This window comes from Streptomyces sp. NPDC034086 (assembly GCF_055575515.1).
The window spans coordinates 24,182-44,076 of sequence record NZ_JBVISM010000021.1 but is presented as its reverse complement, the minus strand read 5'-3'; the positions used below and the strand labels follow the sequence as shown (position 1 = coordinate 44,076).

The 19,895-nt window shown below is 73.3% G+C and carries 15 protein-coding genes and 1 pseudogene; 7 read left to right on the top strand and 9 right to left on the bottom strand.

Translation table 11 applies throughout. The features are described 5' to 3' along the window. Positions 1-163: 163 nt before the first annotated feature. The 4 genes from ACZ514_RS30005 to ACZ514_RS29990 are packed head-to-tail and all read right to left on the bottom strand — an operon-like array spanning position 164 to position 4,287. Positions 164-919 carry a cobalt-precorrin-6A reductase gene (locus ACZ514_RS30005; RefSeq protein ID WP_469126152.1) on the bottom strand — a complete coding sequence of 252 codons (756 nt, stop codon included), beginning with the start codon at positions 917-919 and terminating at the stop codon, positions 164-166. After that, positions 909-1,658 carry a precorrin-4 C(11)-methyltransferase gene (gene cobM, locus ACZ514_RS30000; protein ID WP_468175603.1) on the bottom strand — a complete coding sequence of 250 codons (750 nt, stop codon included), beginning with the start codon at positions 1,656-1,658 and terminating at the stop codon, positions 909-911. The genes ACZ514_RS30005 and cobM overlap by 11 nt, the downstream gene beginning before the upstream one ends. Continuing rightward, positions 1,655-3,070 (bottom strand): precorrin-6y C5,15-methyltransferase (decarboxylating) subunit CbiE, encoded by a 1,416-nt coding sequence (gene cbiE, locus ACZ514_RS29995; protein ID WP_469126151.1) that lies wholly within the window; start codon positions 3,068-3,070, stop codon positions 1,655-1,657. Before cbiE ends, cobM begins: the two co-directional genes overlap by 4 nt. Then, entirely contained in the window at positions 3,067-4,287 is a 1,221-nt protein-coding gene (locus ACZ514_RS29990; RefSeq protein ID WP_469126150.1) for an MFS transporter, read from the bottom strand. The genes cbiE and ACZ514_RS29990 overlap by 4 nt, the downstream gene beginning before the upstream one ends. A gap of 177 nt (positions 4,288-4,464) precedes the next feature. Between ACZ514_RS29990 and ACZ514_RS29985 the strand changes: the two genes are divergently transcribed. The 4 genes from ACZ514_RS29985 (at position 4,465) to ACZ514_RS29970 (ending at position 9,103) form a co-directional block, all read left to right on the top strand. Continuing rightward, positions 4,465-5,286, top strand: a complete 822-nt coding sequence (locus ACZ514_RS29985; protein ID WP_469126149.1) for an SMI1/KNR4 family protein — start codon at positions 4,465-4,467, stop codon at positions 5,284-5,286. 96 nt (positions 5,287-5,382) lie between these two features. Continuing rightward, positions 5,383-6,432: an ArsR family transcriptional regulator gene (locus ACZ514_RS29980; protein ID WP_469126162.1), complete on the top strand. Its 1,050-nt coding sequence runs from the start codon at positions 5,383-5,385 to the stop codon at positions 6,430-6,432. A 43-nt stretch (positions 6,433-6,475) separates the two neighbouring features. Beyond that, complete coding sequence (locus tag ACZ514_RS29975; RefSeq protein WP_469126148.1) at positions 6,476-7,420, top strand: oxidoreductase; 945 nt, start codon at positions 6,476-6,478, stop codon at positions 7,418-7,420. A 273-nt stretch (positions 7,421-7,693) separates the two neighbouring features. Continuing rightward, entirely contained in the window at positions 7,694-9,103 is a 1,410-nt protein-coding gene (locus ACZ514_RS29970) for an NAD(P)/FAD-dependent oxidoreductase (RefSeq protein WP_469126147.1), read from the top strand. Positions 9,104-9,263: 160 nt separating this feature from the next. Here ACZ514_RS29970 and ACZ514_RS29965 read toward each other — a convergent pair whose 3' ends face one another. The 3 genes from ACZ514_RS29965 to ACZ514_RS29955 all read right to left on the bottom strand — a co-directional run bounded on the left by ACZ514_RS29965 (position 9,264) and on the right by ACZ514_RS29955 (position 11,907). After that, positions 9,264-10,148, bottom strand: a complete 885-nt coding sequence (locus ACZ514_RS29965; RefSeq protein ID WP_469126146.1) for a trypsin-like serine peptidase — start codon at positions 10,146-10,148, stop codon at positions 9,264-9,266. 619 nt (positions 10,149-10,767) lie between these two features. Beyond that, positions 10,768-10,959 carry a hypothetical protein gene (locus ACZ514_RS29960; protein ID WP_469126145.1) on the bottom strand — a complete coding sequence of 64 codons (192 nt, stop codon included), beginning with the start codon at positions 10,957-10,959 and terminating at the stop codon, positions 10,768-10,770. 414 nt (positions 10,960-11,373) lie between these two features. Further along, positions 11,374-11,907, bottom strand: a complete 534-nt coding sequence (locus tag ACZ514_RS29955) for a hypothetical protein (protein ID WP_469126144.1) — start codon at positions 11,905-11,907, stop codon at positions 11,374-11,376. A gap of 341 nt (positions 11,908-12,248) precedes the next feature. On the opposite strand from ACZ514_RS29955, the pseudogene ACZ514_RS29950 reads away from it, so the two are divergent. Next, positions 12,249-12,548, top strand: a pseudogene (locus ACZ514_RS29950) (DUF6354 family protein). Positions 12,549-13,569: 1,021 nt separating this feature from the next. Here ACZ514_RS29950 and ACZ514_RS29945 read toward each other — a convergent pair. Then, positions 13,570-14,574 (bottom strand): hypothetical protein, encoded by a 1,005-nt coding sequence (locus ACZ514_RS29945; RefSeq protein WP_469126143.1) that lies wholly within the window; start codon positions 14,572-14,574, stop codon positions 13,570-13,572. Between the two features lie 265 nt (positions 14,575-14,839). Here ACZ514_RS29945 and ACZ514_RS29940 point away from each other — a divergent pair, with 265 nt between their 5' ends. Then, a complete protein-coding gene (locus ACZ514_RS29940) occupies positions 14,840-16,096 on the top strand; it encodes a hypothetical protein (RefSeq protein ID WP_469126142.1) in 1,257 nt (418 codons plus the stop codon). A 98-nt stretch (positions 16,097-16,194) separates the two neighbouring features. Here ACZ514_RS29940 and ACZ514_RS29935 read toward each other — a convergent pair whose 3' ends face one another. After that, complete coding sequence (locus ACZ514_RS29935; protein WP_469126141.1) at positions 16,195-18,486, bottom strand: immune inhibitor A domain-containing protein; 2,292 nt, start codon at positions 18,484-18,486, stop codon at positions 16,195-16,197. Positions 18,487-18,774: 288 nt separating this feature from the next. Here ACZ514_RS29935 and ACZ514_RS29930 point away from each other — a divergent pair, with 288 nt between their 5' ends. Further along, entirely contained in the window at positions 18,775-19,878 is a 1,104-nt protein-coding gene (locus tag ACZ514_RS29930; protein ID WP_469126140.1) for a class I adenylate-forming enzyme family protein, read from the top strand. The last annotated feature ends 17 nt before the right edge of the window (positions 19,879-19,895 follow it).

Genomic DNA, 19,895 nt, shown 5'->3' with positions numbered 1-19,895 from the left:
GGGCGGGCGGCCCGGGGAGCCCCGGGCCGCCCGCCGGTGCTCCGGTACGCGGCGCCGGGTCCGGCCTCCTGGTTGGGTCCGGCCCCGGCGGAACGGACGGCCCCGGCGGAACGGACGGCTCCGGCGGAACGGACGGCTCCGGCCCCGGCTGCCGGGTCCGGGCTCAGCCCTGGCGGAGCCAGTCCATGACGGCCTCCACCGAACCGGCCCGCTCCACCCGCTCCGGGACCGCGGGCCGGCGTACGACCAGCACCGGGATCCCCGCCTCGCGGGCGGCGGTGAGCTTGGGCGACGTCGCGTCGCCGCCGCTGTCCTTGGTGACCAGCACGTCGATCCGGTGCCGGGCCAGCAGCTCGCGCTCCTCGTCCAGCCCGAACGGGCCCCGCGCGAGCAGGACTTCCAGACGCGGCGGCACCGGGGCGGCCGGGGGATCCACCGAACGCACCAGGAACCAGGTGTCGGTGAGGTGGGCGAACGCGTGCAGCCCCATCCGGCCCGTGGTCAGGAACACCCGCTCACCGAGCGGGGGCAGCAGGGCCGCCGCGTCGGCGAGGGAGTCGGCGAACGTCCAGTCGTCCCCCGGCCCCGGCGTCCAGCCCGGACGGCGCAGCGCCAGCAGCGGGACACCCGTGAGCGCCTGCGCCCCGGCCGCGTGGAAGCTCATCCGCTCCGCGAACGGGTGCGTCGCGTCGACGACGTGCGTGACGCCGTGCCCGGCGATCCAGCCGGCCAGCCCCTCGACCCCGCCGAAGCCGCCGATCCGGGTCTCGCCCGGCGGCAGCACCGGCGAGGAGACCCGGCCCGCGAGCGAGGTCGTCACCCGGTACGAGGTCTCGCGCGCCAGCGCCTCCGCCAGCCGGCGGGCCTCCGTCGTACCGCCCAGGATCAGGACGTGCCGCGCCGCCGCCTCAGCAGACATGCCGGTCGCGCTCGGGCGAGTACAGGTGGCTGTCGCGGAACTGCTCGGCGCCCAGCGTCCGGCCCACCACGATCACGGCGGTGCGCACCAGCCCCGCCGCCTTCACCTGCGCCGCGATGTCGGACAGGGTGCCGCGCAGGATCAGCTCGTCGGGGCGGCTGGCCATCGCCACCACCGCCACCGGGCACTCGGCCCCGTAGTGCGGCAGCAGTTCGTCCACGACCCGGTCGACGTACCGGGTCGCCAGGTGCAGCACCAGCAGCGCACCGCTGCGGCCGAGCGTGGCCAGGTCCTCGCCGGGCGGCATCGGCGTGGCCTGCTGGGCGATCCGGGTCAGGATCACGGTCTGGCCGACGGTGGGGACGGTCAGCTCCCGCTTCAGGGCGGCCGCCGCCGCGGCGAAGGCCGGCACGCCCGGGACGACCTCGTACGGGATGCCGGCCGCGTCGAGGCGCCGCATCTGTTCGGCGACCGCGCTGAAGATGGACGGGTCGCCCGAGTGCAGGCGTGCCACGTCGAGGCCCGCCGCGTGGGCGCGTACGCACTCGGCGACGATCTCGTCCAGGTTCAGCTGCGAGGTGTCGACCAGCCGGGCGTCCGGCGGGCATTCGGCGAGCAGTTCGCGCGGCACCAGGCTGCCCGCGTAGAGGCAGACGGGCGCGGCGGCCAGGGTCCGGGCACCGCGCACCGTGATCAGGTCGGCGGCGCCGGGGCCCGCGCCGATGAAGTACACGGTCATTGCGGGTCTCCTTGTGTCTTCGCGGGGGAGGGGGCCGCCGTCGCGGGCGCGGTCCGGGGGGCGGGCGCGGTCCCGGCGCCGGGGCCGGTGGACGCGGTGTCGGCGGCGGTCTCGGCGGGTGCGGTCCCGGCGGTGGCGCCGGCGGGCGCGGTCCCGGCGGTGGCGCCGGCGGGTGCGGCCGGTTTGGTGACCGACCACTGGGTGACCGGCATCGCCTGCCGCCAGCCCGTGAAACCGCCGACCGGCACGGCGTGCGACACGGCCAGCTTCACCAGCTCGCCGCCGTGGCGCCGGTGGCGTTCGGCGAGGACCGCCTCCGACTCCAGGGTGACCGTGTTGACCACCAGCCGGCCGCCGGGCGCCAGCGCCGCCCAGGCCGCGTCCAGCAGGCCCGGAGCGGTCAGCCCGCCGCCGATGAACACCGCGTCGGGCTCCGGGAGTCCGTCCAGGGCCGCCGGGGCCGCGCCGACGACCACGCGCAGGGCGGGGACGCCGAGCGCGGCGGCGTTGCGGGCGATGCGCCCGGCCCGCTCCGGCACGCGCTCGACCGCCACCGCGCGGCAGGACGGGTGCGTACGCATCCACTCGATGCCGATCGACCCGGAGCCGCCGCCGATGTCCCACAGCAGCTCGCCGGGGGCGGGGGCCAGCGCGCACAGGGTCGCGGCGCGCACGTGGCGCTTGGTCAGCTGCCCGTCGTGCTCGTACGCGGCGTCCGGCAGTCCGGGGGTCGCGCCGAGCCGGGGCACCCGGCTGCCGGGGTCCCGGCGGCAGTCCACGGCGACCACGTTCAGGGGGTCGCCGGGCGCGTGGTCCCAGTCGTCCGCGGTGCCCTCGTACGCGTCCTCGCGCTCGGAGCCGAGCTGTTCGAGGACCCGCATCCGGCTCGGGCCGAAGCCCCGCTCCCGCAGCAGGGCGGCGATCTCGTCCGGGGTCGCCGCTCCGGCGCTGAGCACCAGTACCCGCCGGCCCTCGTGCAGCGCGGCCGCCAGCCGGGCCACCGGGCGGCCGACGACGGTCACCACCTCGGTGTCCTCCACCGGCCAGCCCAGGCGGGCACACGCGTACGACACGGACGAGGGGTGCGGGTGGACCCGCAGGGCGTCCGGGCCCAGCTCCTCGGACAGCGCGCGGCCGATCCCGTAGAACATCGGGTCCCCGCTGGCCAGTACGGCGATGCGGCGCCCCGCGTGCTCGGCCATCAGCTTCGGCACGGCCGGGCGCAGCGGGCTCGGCCAGGACACCCGCAGCCCGGCGCAGTCCGCCCGCGGCAGCAGGTCCAGCTGCCGCGGCCCGCCGATCAGCACCTCGGCCGAGGCCAGCGCGGACCGCGCGCCGGCGGTGAGCCCGGCCCAGCCGTCGGCGCCGACGCCGACGACCGTCACCGGTACGGGGGGTGCTGCGGAGCTCACTGCGCGGTACCTCGGGGAACGGGAGAAGGGGAATGCGGCGGACGGACCCGCAGCTTAGCGGGGCGCAGGCCCGGCTCCAGTGCCAGGGTGACCGCGACGGACGCGGCCGCCAGGACGGTGATGGCGACCGCCGGGGACGTGTACTGGGCGACCGCCCCGGCGAGCGCCGCGCAGACCCCCTGCATCGTGAGCATGCCCGCCGAGTGCAGCCCCAGGGCCTGCCCCTGGGTCCCCTCGGGCAGCAGCGGCACGAGGCGCTCCTGCATCAGCAGCCCGGCCGCGTAGCCGGTGGAGGCCAGGGCCACGGCGGCCGCCGCGACGAGGGGACCGGGCCCCAGGGCGAAGACCAGGTACGGGAGCGCGAGCAGCAGGCGCAGCGGCGCCGCCAGCCGTACCCGCAGCCGCTCCGGCAGCCACCGGCCGACGACGGTGTCGCCGAGGAGCATGCCGGCGGCGGCGCAGCCGAAGAGCAGTCCGGCGTGCCCGGGGTCGTACGGGACGAAGAGCGACTCGCAGCCCACGATGAGCCCGTTGGGCACCCAGAGGGCGAGGTACAGCGTCCGGCGGGCCGGATCGGACAGCAACAGCCCGTTCACGCGCCGGGTCTCGGCGGGGGACGGCCTGCCCCCGGCCCGGGGCGCGCGCCGGCGCAGCCCGAAGCGGACGGTGAGCGCGGCGGCCAGCCCGAGCGCCGCCGACACCAGCAGCACCCCGCGCGGGGACAGCGCGCCGAGCAGCACCCCGCCGGCGGCGAAGCCGGCGACCTGCGTGACACCGGCGGCGACGGCGAGGAGGGAGCGGCCGAGGAGGTAGTCACCGGGCAGCAGGATTTCGGTGAGCAGCCCGTAACGGACCCCGCCGGAGAGGGAATCCGCGAGCCCCTGCCCCAGCAGCACCGCGAACACCGCCCACAGCGGCAGGCCGGGGGCGGCGAGCAGCCCGGTCCCGGCGGCGGCGGAGGCGGCGAGCCCCGCGAGCGCGGCCCGCGGGGGCAGCCGGTCGGCGGCGGCCATGAGCAGCGTCGCGCCGAGCACCTGGGCGAGGGAGGGCCCGAACATGGCGAGGGCGGAGAGCAGCGGGCTGCGGGTGCGGCCGTAGACCAGCACCCCGAGGGCGAGCCCGCCGGTGGTGGAGGCCCCGACGCGCAGGGCGGCGGCGAGGAAGAAGGGGACGAACTCGGGCGTACGCACGACGAGGGAGCGGTAACTGCGTGGCATGCGGGGAGTCTGCGACCGGAACCCGGCATCACCCAGAGTTTCGCCCCGGCGCGAAAGCTCGCCGCGGCGGCCGCGGCCGCGGCTTCCGCTGCCTCTGATGTCCCCCGCCCGCCCGGATGACGTCAGATGCGTCTGCGTGCGGGTCGGATGTCCGAGCGGTGCGCTTCACTTTCCGCCATGGACCTCACGCAATCGACGCTCAGCGACCTGCTGGCCCGGCTCGCCGCCCCGGGCGGGTCTCTGCACCTGCCTCTGGACGTCGACCCGCACAGGCTGGTCGAGTTGATGGCCGATCGCCACGGGGCCCCGCGCACCCTTGTCCTGGACGGCTTCACGGACCCGACCGTGGACGAGTCCTGCGGTGCGGCTCTCCTCGCCCTGCTCGAAGGCCGGGCCGTGACGATACGCGCATGGGCGTACGGGGACCGGTGGATCGGCGCCGGGACCGCGCGGGACGCGGAAGGCGTCGTCCGGCCGGTGCTGGCGACCGCTCCGCGGCAGACGCAGACGCAGACGCAGGCGCCGCGGGCCAAGGCGCCTGTGGCGGCGCTCGACCAGGGCGAGGACTGGGTCGAGCGGCTCATCGGCATCACCGGCTGGACACTGCCGCCGCGACGGCCGGACATCGACTGGGCGCAGGCCGAGGCGCGCCTGGGCACGCGCCTTCCCGGGGACTACACACGCATGGTGGAGACGTTCGGGGAGGGCGCCTTCGACGCCTACCTGAACCTGAACCAGGAGCCGTGGTCCGACCTGAGGGAGGACGGCCTGCTCATCTGGGCGGGTACCGAGCACGAGGACCTGTACTGCTGGCGGACCGACGACGGCGACCCCGACCGCTGGCCCGTCGCGGTCCGGACATTCGACGGCCAGGTCGTCCCCTTCGACTGTTCGGCCGCGGAGTTCGTCTGTCGCATCCTCCTCGACCCGCACCACCCGTTCACGATGGCCCGCTACTTCGACACCCACTGGTTCATGAACTACCGGGAGAGCCAGTAGCCGAGGCCCCCCACCCCCGGCCAGGGGTGCGGCATGATCAGGTCAGTGCCGCCGGAGGGAGCCGCGGCCCGGCTGGGGCGGAAGGGGCGGGGCGGTATGGGGTGGTGGCGGATCGATGCCGACGCGCTCGCGCGGAGCCGGTTCCTGGTGTCCCCCCTCGCCGAGACCACCGCCGCCCTCATGGCCCTCGAGCGCCGCACCCCCGCCCACCCCGCCGAGCGGGCCTGGCTCGCGGACCGGCTGCCGCACTACCGGGCCCACCTGGCCGCCGAGCCCCTCACCGCCGCCCTGGTGCGCGCCGCCCTCGGCCGGCTGTGGATCGCCGGGTACCTCACCCCGCCGGCCCACCAGGACGGCCGTACCTTCGCCGAGGAGCTCGCTCCCGTCCGCGCCGCCCCGGACGCGGTCGTCCGTACCGACCTGCGCGCCGCCACCGGACGGCTCCCCGAGGGCCTCGACCGGGTGCGCGGCCTCGGCCCCAGGACGGCCGGACTGCTGGAGTGGGTCTGGGAGGAGGCCGTACGCCCGGACTGGGAGCGGCGCCGCCGGATCGCGGAGGCGGACGTCCTGGTGCGCACCGCGCAGCTCGGACAGGGCGGCTGGGCGGCCGCCCTGTCGGGGATGCGGCCCGGCATGGCGTGGCTGGGCGGGGGGCGGCTGCGCGTCAACCTCCAGCAGCGGCGGCCGCGCGAGCTGTCGGGGGCGGCCGGGCTGGTCTTCGTACCGGTGACCCATGCCCACGGCTGGGTCGCCTGGACCGGTGCGCACCGGCACGCGCTCGTGTACCCGTGCGCGGGCCAGCTCACCCAGCCGGGTCCCGGGCCCGCCGCGCCGCAGGCCCTCGTACGGCTGCTGGGCCCGGTACGGGCGCGGGTGCTGGTGCTGCTGGAGAGCCCGAAGTCCACGACGCAGCTGGTGGCGCTGACCGGGCTCAGCCTGGGCGCGGTGGCCGGGCAGCTGAAGGTGCTGCTGGCGGCGGGGCTGGTCCTGCGCCGGCGCACGGGCCGCACGGTGCTCTACAGCCGGGTCGCGGCCGGGGACGTACTCGTCTCGGCGGCGACGGCGACGTCCACGTCCACGGCCACGGCGACGGGCCGGGCGGACCCGGGCCGGGCGGACCCGGGCCCCGGCCGCGGGCCTGAGTAGGGTGGCCGGGAAGGGACGTGCGGGAACTGTCGAGGGAGTCGCCGTGACCGGCTGGGACGCTACGCGCATACCCGATCAGAGCGGCCGGAAGGCCGTCGTGACCGGGGCCAACAGCGGGATCGGGTACGTCACCGCCCGCGAACTCGCACGGCGCGGGGCGGCCGTGGTGCTGGCCTGCCGCAGTGCCGCGCGCGGGCGCGGAGCAGCGGCCCGGATCCGCGCGGAGGTCCCGGGAGCCGAGGTCGAGCCGGCGGACCTGGACCTCGCGGACCTGGGCTCGGTGAGGGAGTTCGCGCGGGAGTACGCCCGGCGCCACGGCACCCTCGACCTCCTGGTCAACAACGCCGGGGTGATGGCCCTGCCGTACGGGCGCACCGCCGACGGCTTCGAGACGCAGTTCGGCGTCAACCACCTCGGGCACTTCGCCCTGACCGGCCTGCTGCTGCCGAGGCTGCGGGCGGCCGCGCCCGGAGCCCGCGTCGTCAACGTCTCCAGCGGTTTCCACGCCCTGGCCGACATCGACCTCGACGACCTCGACCCCCTCCGGGAAGAGTCCTCGTACCGCCGCTGGACCGCCTACGGCCGCTCCAAGACCGCCAACCTGTTGTTCACCCACGAACTGGCCCGCCGCTTCACCGCCGCCGGCGCGACGGTCACCGCGGTCGCCGCGCACCCCGGATACGCCTCCACGAACCTCCACGCCGGAGCCTCCCGCCCGGGAGGCCGCCGCACCTTCGCCGCGAGCGTCATGGCCCTCGGCAACGCGGTCCTCGCGCAGCCCGCCTCCGCCGGCGCGCTGCCCACCCTCTACGCGGCCACCGCGCCCGGGGTGGAACAGGACGGGTTCTACGGGCCGAGGCTCGGCTGGCGCGGGGCGCCCGTACGCTCCTGGCGGGCCAAGTGGACCCTCGACGACGCCTCCGGCGCACGGCTGTGGGTGGTCTCCGAGAAGCTCACGGGGGTCTCGTACGCGTCCCTGCCGCGCTGACGGCACGCCGTGCGCGCGGTGCGCGCCGCGCTCCGGGCGTGCCCGGCGGCGCCCGCGCGGAGCCGTGAGCCGCGGCGTGCGCCCCTGCCCCGTGACCCCCGCCCCGCAGGCCAAGCCCGTCCCGCCGCGGCCGACGGGGTGACGTACCGGCCCGGGCGCGCTCCGGGCGCGCCCCCGGCCGCCCCGTCCGCGCCCCCGCCACGCCCCGGTACGCAACCGTCCGCCCCGGCCCGGGCCTGACCCCCGCCGCCCCGGCGGCCGGACACTCGTCCCATGGACGACACTCCGGACAACCACTCAGAATCCCCCGGGGACCACGCCGTGGTCCTCGGGGCCGGCCTGGCAGGGCTGCTGGCGGCACGGGTCCTGGCGGGGCGGTTCGCCCGCGTCACCGTCGTCGAGCGGGACGAACTGTCGCCGCACGGACCGGAGTTCCGCCCCGGCCTGCCGCAGTCCCGGCACGCGCACGTGCTGTGGGCGCGGGGCGTCGAGCTGATGGAGCAACTGCTGCCCGGCACCACCGCCGAGCTGATGGGGGCCGGCGCCGCCCTGCTGGAGTCGCCGCGCGACTTCCTGTGGCTGAGCCCCGCCGACTGGTTCCGGCCCGTGCCCGGGGCGGGCATGCTGATCGGCAGCCGCGAACTCCTCGACTGGACCCTGCGCCGCGCCGTGCTGCGCGACGGCCGGATCCGGATCCTGGGCGGCCGGCTCGCCACCGGACTGGTCGGCGGGGCGGACGGCCGCTCCGTGACCGGCGTGACCCTGCGCGACGGTGCCCGCCTCACCGCCGCGCTCGTGGTCGACGCCACCGGCCGCACCTCCAAGGCCCCCGCCTGGCTGGCCGCCCTCGGCTACCCCGCCCCGGCGGTCACCCGCTACGACTCCCACCTCGGCTACTCCAGCCGCCCGTACGCCATCCCCAAGGCCGCCCGGGACAGTACGGAACGCCGCTGGCACGGGATGTACGTACAGGGCCGCCCGGACAGCCCGCGCGGGGGAGTGCTGGTGCCGCTGGAAGGGGACCGCTGGCTGGTCACCCTGATCGGCAACGGCGAGCACGCCCCGCCCACGAAGGACCCCGAGTTCCTCGCCTTCGCCCGCAGCCTGCGCAGCCCCGCCCTCTACGACGCCATCCGCGACGCCGAGCCGCTGGGCCCGCCCGCCGGCTTCCGGGCCACCGCCAACGAATGGCGGCACTACGAACGCATGGACCGCTGGCCCGAGGGCCTCCTGGTCGTCGGCGACGCGGCCTGCCGCTTCAACCCGGTCTACGGGCACGGCATGACCGTCGCCGCCCTCACCGCCCAGGCCCTGGGCGACGCCGTCAAGGGCCTGACCACCGCCCAGATCCCGGCGCAGGCCCGGCGCGTCCAGCGGCACACCGTCACCGCCGCCAACGTCGCCTGGCAGATCGCCACCAGCGAGGACCTGCGCTACCCCGGCACCGAGGGCCCGCCGCCCGACCGGGCGACCCGCGTCCTCCAGGCGTACATGTCCCGCGTCATGGCGGGCGCGAACACCGACCCGGCGATCTCGGCGCCCTTCTTCGGCGTGCTCTCCCTCTCCGCCCCGCCGACCACCCTCCTCGCCCCGGGCACGGTGCTCCGCGTCCTGTCGAAGTGGCGCCTGCCCACCTCACCCCGCACCACGGCGGACTACCCGGCGCACCACGAGGAGGCTTAGGCCGTCTCTTTCGGATCTTGCCTGACCCGCGTCGCCCGGCACCGCACCTCGCCGCGTTGTCGAGGCACCCGAGGACGTCCGGTCATCGGGAGCCTCTCCGCCTTGCGGTGCACGGCACCGGACGACGCGGGCTTGACCGGCAAGATCCGGAAGAGACGGCCTAACCCCGCGCGGCCCGCTTGTACAGTTCCCGCACGCCGTCCCCGAAGTAACTGCTGTACGACGTCACCTCGTCCCCGCCTCCATCGCGGCCGCCGATCACCCCGATCAGGGTGTCCGCTCCGGTCAGGACGGGGCCGCCACTGGTGCCGTTGGGCACGTCCGCGCAGTCCAGCCGCAGCTGCGCGGACCCGGCGGCGACGGCCGTGTTGGCACACCCCAGCGGCTGCTCGGCGTCGTTGGGGTAGCCCACCAGCCGCGCGGGGGCGGGCAGCTGCTGCCCGAAGCGGATGGCGTGCGCCCCCGTGACGTCCTCCAGCCGCTGCCCGGGATGCCCGGGCCGGCGCACCCGGACGAACGCCACGTCGTAATCGGGGTCCGCGGACCGCACCCACCGCGGATCGACGTCGATCCGCGTCGGCACCCACACCCCGAACGGCGCCTTCCCCTCCGCGTACCCGGGCACGAAGGCCAGGTTGGTCCGGAACCCGCCGGCGTACACGCAGTGCGCGGCGGTGACGACGAGGTCCCCGCCGGGCGAGTGGACGACGCTCCCCGAACAGTGGTGCTCGTCGTCCCAGTCCAGGCCGGGGGAGAAGAGCGCCCCGATCGCCGGCTCCGGCTCGGCGGTCCGCGCCCGCAGCGGCTCGGACACCCGCCACACGGCCCCGGCCGGCGCCCGCCGCTCCCCGCCGCCCTCGACGAGCGTCTCCAGCACCTTCGCGGCCGCCTCGTCCGCCTGCCGCCGGTCCTGCGCGTAGCTCCCGCGGCCGGCGTCCCCGTCGGCGACGGTCCCGAACCGGCCGATCCCGAAGGCCACCCCGGCGGCGACCAGCGCACAGCCGACCCCGGCCAGCACGCACACCCGCACGACCCTGCCCGTCATACCCCGCTCCCACCCCTCGCCACCGCCACCCCACCCCCAACGCCGTTCCCCCGCCGCGCGTTCCCCGACACGACGTGTCCGCCCTCACAGAACCCCCGCCGGTGCCGGCCTTCACCAGGTGCCCCGTGCATCAAAACCGTGCCGCGCTGAAATGTGGCAAGACGGTCAAAGGGTAATAACGTGCCTCGGCGGGCCAGCGGCCGGCCGAGGGCGACATCGGCGAGCGCGACCCCAGGGTGCAGGCGCAGGTCGACGCGGAGGCTGTGTCGAAGATGGCGTCGGGGGTGGGGTAGGAGGTGAGGCCCGCGCCGGGCGAGCTCCGCCGCGACCCGCTCCAGGTCGGCGACGATGAAACTGTTGAGGAAATCCTGTTGGTCGGTCGTCGCCCGCGTGGTCCAACCGGACAGGGACGCTGCGGACGCGGACCCGGAGGGGGAGAGTGCGGCCAGAAACCAGTTCGGTGGTGAACTCCAGCAGGCGCTCGGCGCCGATCCGCCTGTCCCGATGGGGAAGTCCTCGTCATCGGCGTCGCCTTACGAGGGCTCGGGTCACCGCCGGAGTCGCTGAGCGCCCCGGCCAGCGCCACCCAGGCCTCCACCTCCTCGTCGAAACCGTCGGGTCAGCGGCGGCTGTTCGGGCCGGGGGCGAGGGTGCGCCCGGTGGCCCAGGCGGAGGAGGACAAGACGGGGGAGTCGAGCAGCAGTCGGCCCTCGTCGGTGACGGGCAACGCGAACAGCGCGGTCTTGCCACCAATGTGGCCGTCGTGGTCCTCGCCGCTCTCGCCGAAGACAGCGAGCAGGGTGTCGCGCACTGCGCTGAGCGCGAATGTGAGCCGTATACGACGTGCTGCCGTCCGTACCCGGGCTCCAGAGCTGCGGTCCGCAATGGATGCCCGGCCTTCCACGGCATCGGCGCGGCTTGGCGGCGTACACCCGCGCCCGCACGGACAGGAGGGGCACCTTCTGGACTGGACAGCCCGCCCGCCAGCACTCCATGATCCCGCTTCGGCGCTCCCGCTCGTCCCCCATGCGCGCCCGCCCCCGTCACCGGTGATCACTACGACGCACCTTACGAGGGGTCACGCGGACGGGACGGGCGGTCGCCGTGCGGGGATCGATTCCGCCGCCTCCGCGCGAGTCAGGGGAGGAACGCAGCCCGTCGGGAACGCGCTCGGGACAGGTGTGATCCTGCGGTGAAGCGACGGCCGATGTGACTCGAGGGAAAACTACCGCGCCGAGCCCGGGAGGGAGGGGGAGGGAGTGAAGCGAAGCTTCTGGAGGCCCTTGCCGTCGTCGACCCAGTCAAGGAAAAGGATCACGTCGGTGTGGAGGCGCTGACGGCTGGGCCAGCGTGAGGAGTAGGAGGCGGGAGTGATGGACCCGTCCTCTGCCTTGTTGAGTCGCCGGGCCAGATCGGTGCGCTTCGTCACCGCAAGGCTGCCGTTGGTGATCACCGCCGCCACTTCGACGTTCGTACCGCCGGCATGGAAGATGCGGCCCCGGCTGGTGGAGGCCCCAGGCAGGTCCCAGCTGATCGTCGCCCAGTGCCGGATCGTCCCCCCGGATTCGGTCACGCAGGCCTTGACGGTGAAGTCCCAATTATCTGGCCAAGGGCCGTGATAAGCAGGATCGTCGATGGTCTTGGACGACGCCTTGCAGCGCTCCGCCGCGTACGCGGGGCTGATCCCCGCGACAGCCACGGCGACGAAGACCGCCACCGGTACCGCCGACAACCGCCGGGCGGGAGAAGTCCTGAGCATGGGCGTACCTCCGTTGGTCCAGCTACCAGGTTGGCTGATGCCTGACAGCGGCCTGGGTGATCAACGCCGCGGCGCGGCTCGACCTCGGTGGTCGTGGAGTTGCGGCCGCCCCCGAGGCACAGGGTGCGGCGGCCTGGGTGCGGGTAAGACCGTGTAGCGACTGCCCGCATGCCTGTGTCACCTGGCGCCTGACATGCTCGGACTCCTGACGTCCCGTGCTGCCACGGCCGCTCGCAGGTCCGTACTGTACGGGTCTGCCCGAGTGGCCCCGTACCATCCGCTACCGGGACACCCGGAATCGCGTCCGCCAATCTCCGTCTCCAGAAAGGGACATCGTGCTCATGGCTCCTGTGGCTGGGGGCCAGTTGTCCCGAGACCTCGCTGTCGACATGAAGGACCGGGACCGGCGGCTGCGCGTCACCGCGGCCCGCGGCGGGTGAGCCGACCTGGCGGGCGACCACGAGCTCGGCGGCCCGGCTGGCCGTAAGACCCACGCGAGCACCGCGCGGCTTCGCTCAGCCGCCTTCGAGCTCGTCGAGGACCCCGCCGACGCCGACCCCCAGTACCTGGCCTTGCTGGCCCCGCTCACCGAAGCCCACCACCCTGGTACCAACTTGCCGACTACGCCCGCGCGGCCCTGAGGGCTCCGCCAGCTCGCCCTGGCAGGAGAGGTCCGACGATCCCGACCGATCCGGGCCAGGCCAAGAGCGGCGGGCACTGCGCGCCGACGCGATCCAGAGGACCCGTGCGGCCGCACGGACCGCACCTGGACCACCAAGCGGGTCGGCGGCTGCCCCGGCCGCCCGGAGCGGGCCGCGGTTTGCGTCAGCCGGTTGATGTCCGTGAACGCGTAGGAGTCACGGTGACGCCGAGGGCGTGGCGGCCGGAGTTGTGCCGAGCCGCATCCATGCTCGGGTGCACGGTGCTTCCCCCTGCTGCGGCTGCGACAGGGAGTTCCAGCGCGGCTTCTGCGGCTGTCAGGCTGGCGTCGGCAGAAACTAGCAGTTCAGGCCGTGCGGACTGCGGAGTCCCTCGTCAGGGCGGTGGTTTTGAGGCGTCGTTCAGTCGACGCATACCATCGTCACCGGCTTCGTCTGTCCGCGCCGTCCGAGTGCCGGGGGAAGCGGCTTTGCCTACACGGTGCTGTTCAGCAGAATTTCGGAGTCGGGTATCAGTTGTGCCAAGTGTGGAAGTGATGACGGCTCACCCCGACTGTAACGCCGAGGTGAGCCGAGGGGGCTGTCTACTTTAGGGCAATGAACTGGTGCTTCTCATAGCTCGTCTCACGCCAAAGCACCGGGTGGCCCTGCAACTCGCCGGTCCAGAGTGATCCAAAGCAATTTTCTTTAAATTTGAGCGAGACTCGTACGTTCCCCTGTCCGGTTTCGAGCGAACCCCAGGTGCCACTACCTGGGTTAGGTGCACCGTTGGGTTTACATTCAAGGGCTTCGAATTCGAGTCCCTCGGATTCAAACGTCCCGTCTTTGTTTAGGGTAATTCGGCTCTCGTCGGATGTCCATGAGCGCGCCAGCGCTGCTTGCTCGATTAGAATGTTCTTTGGATATCCAGCGCTCGGGTCCTCGAAAGTGGCGCACGCAACCACTCCGGGAGTAAATAGAGCGAGGTGCAGGAGAGTGATGCACAGCAACTTGCGAGATCTATTCACCCTACCCCCTTGTAGCTGTAGTTTCGAGGGATCACCGTTCTGAACACAATGGTCATGTCCTGGCCTCTCATCATTCCCATCACGCCAGATTTATCGATCCATCTCTGAATGAATTTGTCCGAGGGGGTTCCGTAGCCCGTGAAGGCGTGCGCAAACGAGGATAGCGTCATCGCATTCCTGATCGTAATCCTTGCCTGTACTCCATTCTGGCCGGCGCGAAGGATCTCGTAGCTGGCAGTATAGGACCCTAGGACCGCTGTGGAAACATTGGCGGGATCCTGTGTTGCCATAGCCGTGAGATCTTTCCGCAGCTGATCGGACTGTCCGGCGTTGTCTTTGCCTCCAATGGAATATGCCGTCAATGGCCCACTCATTTGACCGTGCTCGTAGTAGAGTGCTCCAATTTCGGCTCGATGCTTCGCGCTGAGATCGCTTTGCATCACCTCCCGAGCTACGAAACTGTCTTCTCCGTACGTCATAGAAGGCCCTAGTGTGCCAGCCAGCCAGCTGAACCCGATGAAGGTCAAGGGCCCCTCGTTTGCTCCTCCCAGGACTGCATCCTCAGGGTTGCAGCTCAGAAGTGGATCAATCTGGCATGCGTGTTCCTTGGAAGGGGGTGGAGTGGCCGCCATAGGGGTCAGGTAGGGAAGCGGCTTGATGACGTCCTGCCCGATGAACGGGGCACTCTTTTGGAGGGGTGTGGGACGCTGAGTTCCCTTATTTGCGACGCCCCATCGACTGCCGCTGCCGTTGTTGGTGCTGCCCCTTCCCGTTAGCCAGACTCGGCTTGAGTATGTCCTGTCCCCGCGGTTGTTGTTGACGTGTTGCGTTCTCGCGAGGTTGGCGCCGTCGTCGTTTCGGTACGTAATTTCCTGCGTATTGCTGAAAGTAATGGTTCCCTTGGAACCGCAGTTGTAGAGGGTTCCGCATTCTTCGCTGCGCAGACCGGTGGGGTCTGCGTTCATGAGGGGGTTGCCTGCGGAGTAGGTGTATCCGTTCATCTGGAGCGGGTCTGCGATGTCGATGACCGGGTCAACGGGATGAACCGGCCGGTGGTGGCCTCGTACTCGCGCGCGCCGATGTGGGTGAGGCCGGTGTTGGTGTCGTCGATGCCGGTCCCGAGGAAGCCGTGATTTCCGGGCCAGTTACCGGGCTGGGTACCCCGCGGGTTGCCGTACGGGTCGGACTTACGGCGGCTGATCGCCTGCGTAGTACTGGCTCGCCCAGGCCATCGACTGGGACGGGCAGTGGTCCGGCAGCGGCCCCATGGACTCCGGCGGTGGCGGCTGGTGCGCCTTCACCGTCGACCACACGCAGCCCACACCGCCCACCATCCGCTCCGAGGACTTCCCCGCTCCCGGCCCCGACGGCGCCGAGTGGAGCAAGAACACCCTCGGCCCCGGCAAGATCACCGTCATCGCGGGCGGAACCAGCCCCGGGGACATCACCGAGTTCCAGTGGTCCCTCAACCACCCGGTCTACGACAAGAAGGCCGTCCCCGCCGCCGGGTCGGACACGGTGACCGTCGACGTCAATCCGGACAACGCCGGACCCAACCTCTTCTACGTCCGCGTCGTCAACAAAGCCGGCAACCCCTCCAACCCCGTCACCTATACCTTCTACGTCCGCCCCCGCCCCGGCCTCGACGGTCTCGGCGACACCACCGGTGACGGCAAGGCCGACCTCCTGGCCATCGACGCGGCAGGCGACCTGCGCGTCTACCCCGCCGACCAGATCGGTGACCTCGACGCCTGGATGCCGGCAGCCACCGACAACGGCAAGCCCGTCCCGGCCGGCTACTGGAAGGACGCCGCCGGCAAGAGCGCACTGATCGCGCACTCCCACGACTGGTACCCCGGCGACGGCATCACCGACCTCATCGCCCGCATGCCCGACGGCAAGCTCTACGTCTACCAGGGCGACGGCAACGGCCGCTTCGACATCAGCCGCCGCACCGAAATCCTCCTCCCGCCCGGTGCACCCGACCCCGCCACGCTCTCCCAGATCGTCGTCGTCCCCGACATGAACGGCGACAAGATGGAGGACGTCTTCGCCACCGCCGGCGACGCCTTGTGGATCCTCACCGGCTACAGCGGCGCCACCGTCACCGAAACCCGCCAGCTGTCCGCCACCAGCTGGAGCAGGCGCGACATCATCGACATCCGCGACATCACCGGCGACAACGTCCCCGACCTCCTCTTCCGCGACGACACCACCCCCGACCGCGGCCTGGCCCTGCGCCGGGGCAAGCCCGGCACCGGCGGCGGCACCGACATCAACTCCCTCGCCCTCGCCGTCAACTCCGCCGACGGAAAGGACCTCACCTACGCCACCACCGGATGGGACAGCACCACCTGGCCCCTCCTGCGAGGCACCCCCGACGTCAACAACGACCAGATCCCCGACTTCTACGCCACCCGCAACGACGGCACCCTCCACCTCATCCACGGAGGCAGGGCCACCGCCACCACCAGCTGGCGCGTAGAAGAAGACGACTGGGCCACCGCCCGCGCTATCGGATAGCGAGTTCTACCGCAGACACAGCACGCCCGGTCGGCTTTCCGACCGGGCGTGCCGGGTGTTCGCGGCCCCGCCGCTTGTCGGGGCCGGGGAGGGCGGGGTCAGGGGGAGGAGGGGGTGAGCTGGAGGGTGGCGCGGGTGGGGGTTTCCTTGGTGATCTCGATGCGGGTGCCCGTGTCCGGGACCTTGACGCCGAGCTGGGGGAGGTCCGGGGTCCAGTAGGCGGTGTGGCGGTCGTCGAAGACGCGGACGCCCGGGCGGGAGGGGATGGTCAGGGGAGTGCCCGCCTTGTGGAGGGTGACGCGGTCGGTCGGGCGGGTCGAGAAGGGGGCGTCGAAGGTCTGGGCGCGGGCGTTGAGGAGGGCGCCGTCCTGGAAGCGCAGGGGGGCCGGGCGGGCGTCCACCGGAAGGAGGAGGCCGTTGCCCGGGTGGGCCTTGGTGGTGTTGTCGCTGTAGGCCGTGTCCCAGAGCCAGATCAGCACGCCCTGCTGGTACGGGTAGAACTCCACCTTGTCGCCGGTGAAGCCGAAGTTGTACGGCCCGGACTTCAGGAGGGAGCCGTAGCCCGTGTGCCGGCGGTTCTCCACGAGGTAGGCGCGGGGGTGGTCGGTGGTGCCGGTGCGGCCTTCCGTACGGGTCCACTTGACCGGGGTCCAGCCGTTGTCGCCCTGTTCCGCGCCGTCCCGCAGGAGGGCGTCCCCGCCGCCGGCCGGGGTGACGCGGATGTCGTCCAGGGTGACGCCGCGGCCGTGGGTGTTGCCGTCCGAGGTGGTGCGGAGGCGGAGGTGGACGTGGTGTCCGGCGAAGCGGTCCAGGGGGACCGAGAGTTCCGTCCAGCCGGCCGAGGTGCCCGAGACGCCCTTCGGCGGGACGGGGGTGCCGTTGACCGTGCCCGGCAGGGCGGTCCAGGTCCTGCCGCCGTCGGTGGAGGCCTCCGCCGTGAGGAAGTCGAAGTCCTGCTCCAGGTCGTACCAGAGGCGGGCCGTGAGGGCGGCCGGGCCCGAGGTGAGGTCCAGCGGGCGGGTCAGGGTGTTGTCCATGAAGTCGCCCGTGCCGCTCCACCACTGGCGGGTGCCCTCGTAGGGGTCGGTGAGTTCGGTGCGGGTGGTGGAGGGCGGCAGGTGCACCAGGAGGGCCTGCGGGTCCTCGGTCCGGTAGCCCGAGACGCCGAGCGTGGCGCGGGTCCTGCGGCCGGCGTCGGCCTCCGTGTAGTCGAGCCAGCCCAGCTGGAGCTTGCTCCACGGGTCCAGGTCGCCGGGGAACATGCCGGTGGTGTTGGGGCCCTTGCCCAGGTAGGAGGCCGAGGACATCAGCGACCAGAAGTTGACGCCGTTGTCGCCGTCCGAGCTGTAGAGGTCCGGCAGGCCGAGGTCGTGGCCGAACTCGTGGGAGAAGAGGCCGGCGCCGCTGTTCTCGCCGCCCGTGAGGTAGTCACCGGCCCAGATGCCGGTGTCCCCGACCGGTGTGCCCCCCGCCTTGTTGCCCTCCGGGCCCGCGCTGCCGGCCTGGTTCCAGTACGCGAACCAGCGGTGCGCCCAGATCGCGTCCTTGCCCTGGGCGCCGCCGCCCCAGGTCTGGTCCTTGCCGGCGTGGACGACGATCAGGTGGTCGAGGTAGCCGTCCGGTTCGTCGAAGTTCCCGTCGTGGTCGGCGTCGTAACGGTCCCACACGTCGTACGGGGCGAGCTCGGCCTTGATGTCGGCCGGTGTGCGCCCCTTCGCGCGCTCGGCGTCGTACCAGGCGGCCGTGGAGTCGCGCACCAGGTCCCAGTTGGTGCGGCACTGGCCCGGCTCGGTGCAGCTGTCCGTGCCGTAACGGGCTTCGTTGTAAGGGAGCTTGACCCAGTCCGTGACCGTGCCGTCGATGTCGTAGCGGCCGGAGGACTGGAGGTTGTAGTAGGCGCGCACCGACGCCGAGCCGGGCTGGTCCGAGAAGAACTGCCGCTGGTAGAAGGCCCGGTCGAAGTCCTTGCGCCAGAGGGTGTGGTTGTCGTCCGCGGCCGGCTCGCCGATGGTGTTGTGCAGGGGTCCGGGGGTGCCGCCGAAGCGGGGGTCGGTCCGGTCCCCGAACTCGGCCAGGATGACGAAGACCTTGTCCTGGCGCTGCCGGGCGAGTTCGACGTACTGGTTGCCTATCTTCACCGTACGGGGGAGGGGGCCGGCCGTCCGGGCGGCGGAGCCGCCGCCGGCCGCGACGGTCTCCAGAGCCTGCCGGCGCAGGGCCTGGCGCTGGAGTTCCAGCGGGGCGAGGGGCGGGGAGGCGGCCTGTTCCCCGCCGTGGACGGTCCGGGGCGGCGCGGGCGGGGGAGCGGTGGCCGCGAGGGCGGCGGGGACGGGCAGGAGGGCGAGGGCGGCGAGGGATATCGCCGCTCCCGCCGAGGCGAGTCTGCGCAACGGACGGGCCCTTTCGAGGGGTTGGGTGCGTGGAGTGCGGCTGTCGGGTGCCCCGGGGATCGAAGCGGGAGGTAATATTTCACATGTCACAGGTCATGGATAGAGGGCTCGAGCCGTGCGGGCTCCGGTGGTGCCGGCGCGGAAGGTGCCTCCCCGCCCGTGTCCCGCGCGGCGGCCCCGTCGTTGTGCCCCTGAGGGCTCCCCGTGTGCCGGCGGGCCCCCGGGCCGCGGCCGCTCCGCTCCGCCCGCACCGTTCCGGCACCCGAACGCACAGGGGGAGACGAGCGCATGGCCCTCGAACCGCCGTACCCCGCCCTGCCCCTCGACGCCCCCTGGGAGCGCCCCGGCATCGGCGCCGACGCCGCCGACGCGGTGCCCGGGCCGTGGCACCTGCCCTGGGACCGGCTGGCCCCCGGCGAAGCCGCCCGCGCCCGGGAGCGGCTCACCGGCCGGGACTACGCCTTCCTGGCGTCCGACGAAGCCACCGGCGACCCCGTGCGGCGGATCTTCTCCGGGGCCCGGCTGCGCGCCGACGCCGAGCAGACCGCCCGCCTGCTGGCCCCGTACGCGCCCGGGGCGATCGTCAGCTCCGCCCCGCCCCGGCACGCCTACGGGGCCTGCGCCACCGTGCTGCTGCCCGCCGTCACCGGACTGCCCGTGTGGTTCTGGCCCGCCGACTGCCCGCCGCCCGCCGTCACGGCCCGGCGGATCGCCGTCGTCGCCATCCCCGCCACCTTCCGGACCCTGGCCCGCTACCCCCGCTGGACCGCCTCCTTCGAGCAGCTCACCTTCCTGCACAGCTCCGCCGAACTCCCCCCGGAAGCCCACCGGTTCCGGGCCGACCCCCGCGCGGTCCTGATCGAGCTGCTCGGATCCACCGAGACCGGCTCCGTCGCCCACCGCACCGGCTGGGACCCGGCCGGCGCCTGGACCCTGCTCGACGACGTCGCCTTCGCCGCGCCCCGCACCGGCGAGGAGGGCCCGCTCACCGTGACCGGCCCGCGCCTGTCCGCCCTGCCCGACGGCAGCCGGCCCGGCCGGCACGAGATGGACGACCTCGTCCGCCGCCTCGGAGACCGGATGTTCCTGCGCCTCGGCCGCCGCGCCCAGCTCGTGCGGATCAACGGCATCCGGTACGACCTCGGCGCCGTCGCCGCCCGGCTGCGCGCGGCCCTCCCCGGGGCGGACGTGGCCTGCGTACGCGTCGCCGGACCGCCGCACGAGGAGGCGTACGACCTGCTCGTCGCCGGGGGCGGCCCCCTGACGGCCGAAGGCGTACGCGCCACCGCGCGCGGCCTCGGCGCCGAACCCCGCCTGGTGCGCCTCGTGGACCGCATCCCGCGCGGCCCGCTCGGCAAACCCCTCCCCGCCCAGATCGCCCCGCCCCCGTGACCGAGAGGACGTACGCC

Excerpts from the sequence above, each read along its gene's own strand:
- ACZ514_RS29945 (WP_469126143.1), bottom strand. The coding sequence starts at position 14,574 with ATGAACGGATACACCTACTCCGCAGGCAACCCCCTCATGAACGCAGAC.
- ACZ514_RS29985 (WP_469126149.1), top strand. The coding sequence starts at position 4,465 with ATGGACCTCACGCAATCGACGCTCAGCGACCTGCTGGCCCGGCTCGCC.
- ACZ514_RS29930 (WP_469126140.1), top strand. The coding sequence starts at position 18,775 with ATGGCCCTCGAACCGCCGTACCCCGCCCTGCCCCTCGACGCCCCCTGG.
- ACZ514_RS29990 (WP_469126150.1), bottom strand. The coding sequence starts at position 4,287 with ATGCCACGCAGTTACCGCTCCCTCGTCGTGCGTACGCCCGAGTTCGTC.
- ACZ514_RS29970 (WP_469126147.1), top strand. The coding sequence starts at position 7,694 with ATGGACGACACTCCGGACAACCACTCAGAATCCCCCGGGGACCACGCC.
- ACZ514_RS30005 (WP_469126152.1), bottom strand. The coding sequence starts at position 919 with ATGTCTGCTGAGGCGGCGGCGCGGCACGTCCTGATCCTGGGCGGTACG.
- ACZ514_RS29965 (WP_469126146.1), bottom strand. The coding sequence starts at position 10,148 with ATGACGGGCAGGGTCGTGCGGGTGTGCGTGCTGGCCGGGGTCGGCTGT.
- ACZ514_RS29940 (WP_469126142.1), top strand. The coding sequence starts at position 14,840 with ATGGACTCCGGCGGTGGCGGCTGGTGCGCCTTCACCGTCGACCACACG.
- ACZ514_RS29980 (WP_469126162.1), top strand. The coding sequence starts at position 5,383 with ATGGGGTGGTGGCGGATCGATGCCGACGCGCTCGCGCGGAGCCGGTTC.
- cobM (WP_468175603.1), bottom strand. The coding sequence starts at position 1,658 with ATGACCGTGTACTTCATCGGCGCGGGCCCCGGCGCCGCCGACCTGATC.
- ACZ514_RS29955 (WP_469126144.1), bottom strand. The coding sequence starts at position 11,907 with ATGCTCAGGACTTCTCCCGCCCGGCGGTTGTCGGCGGTACCGGTGGCG.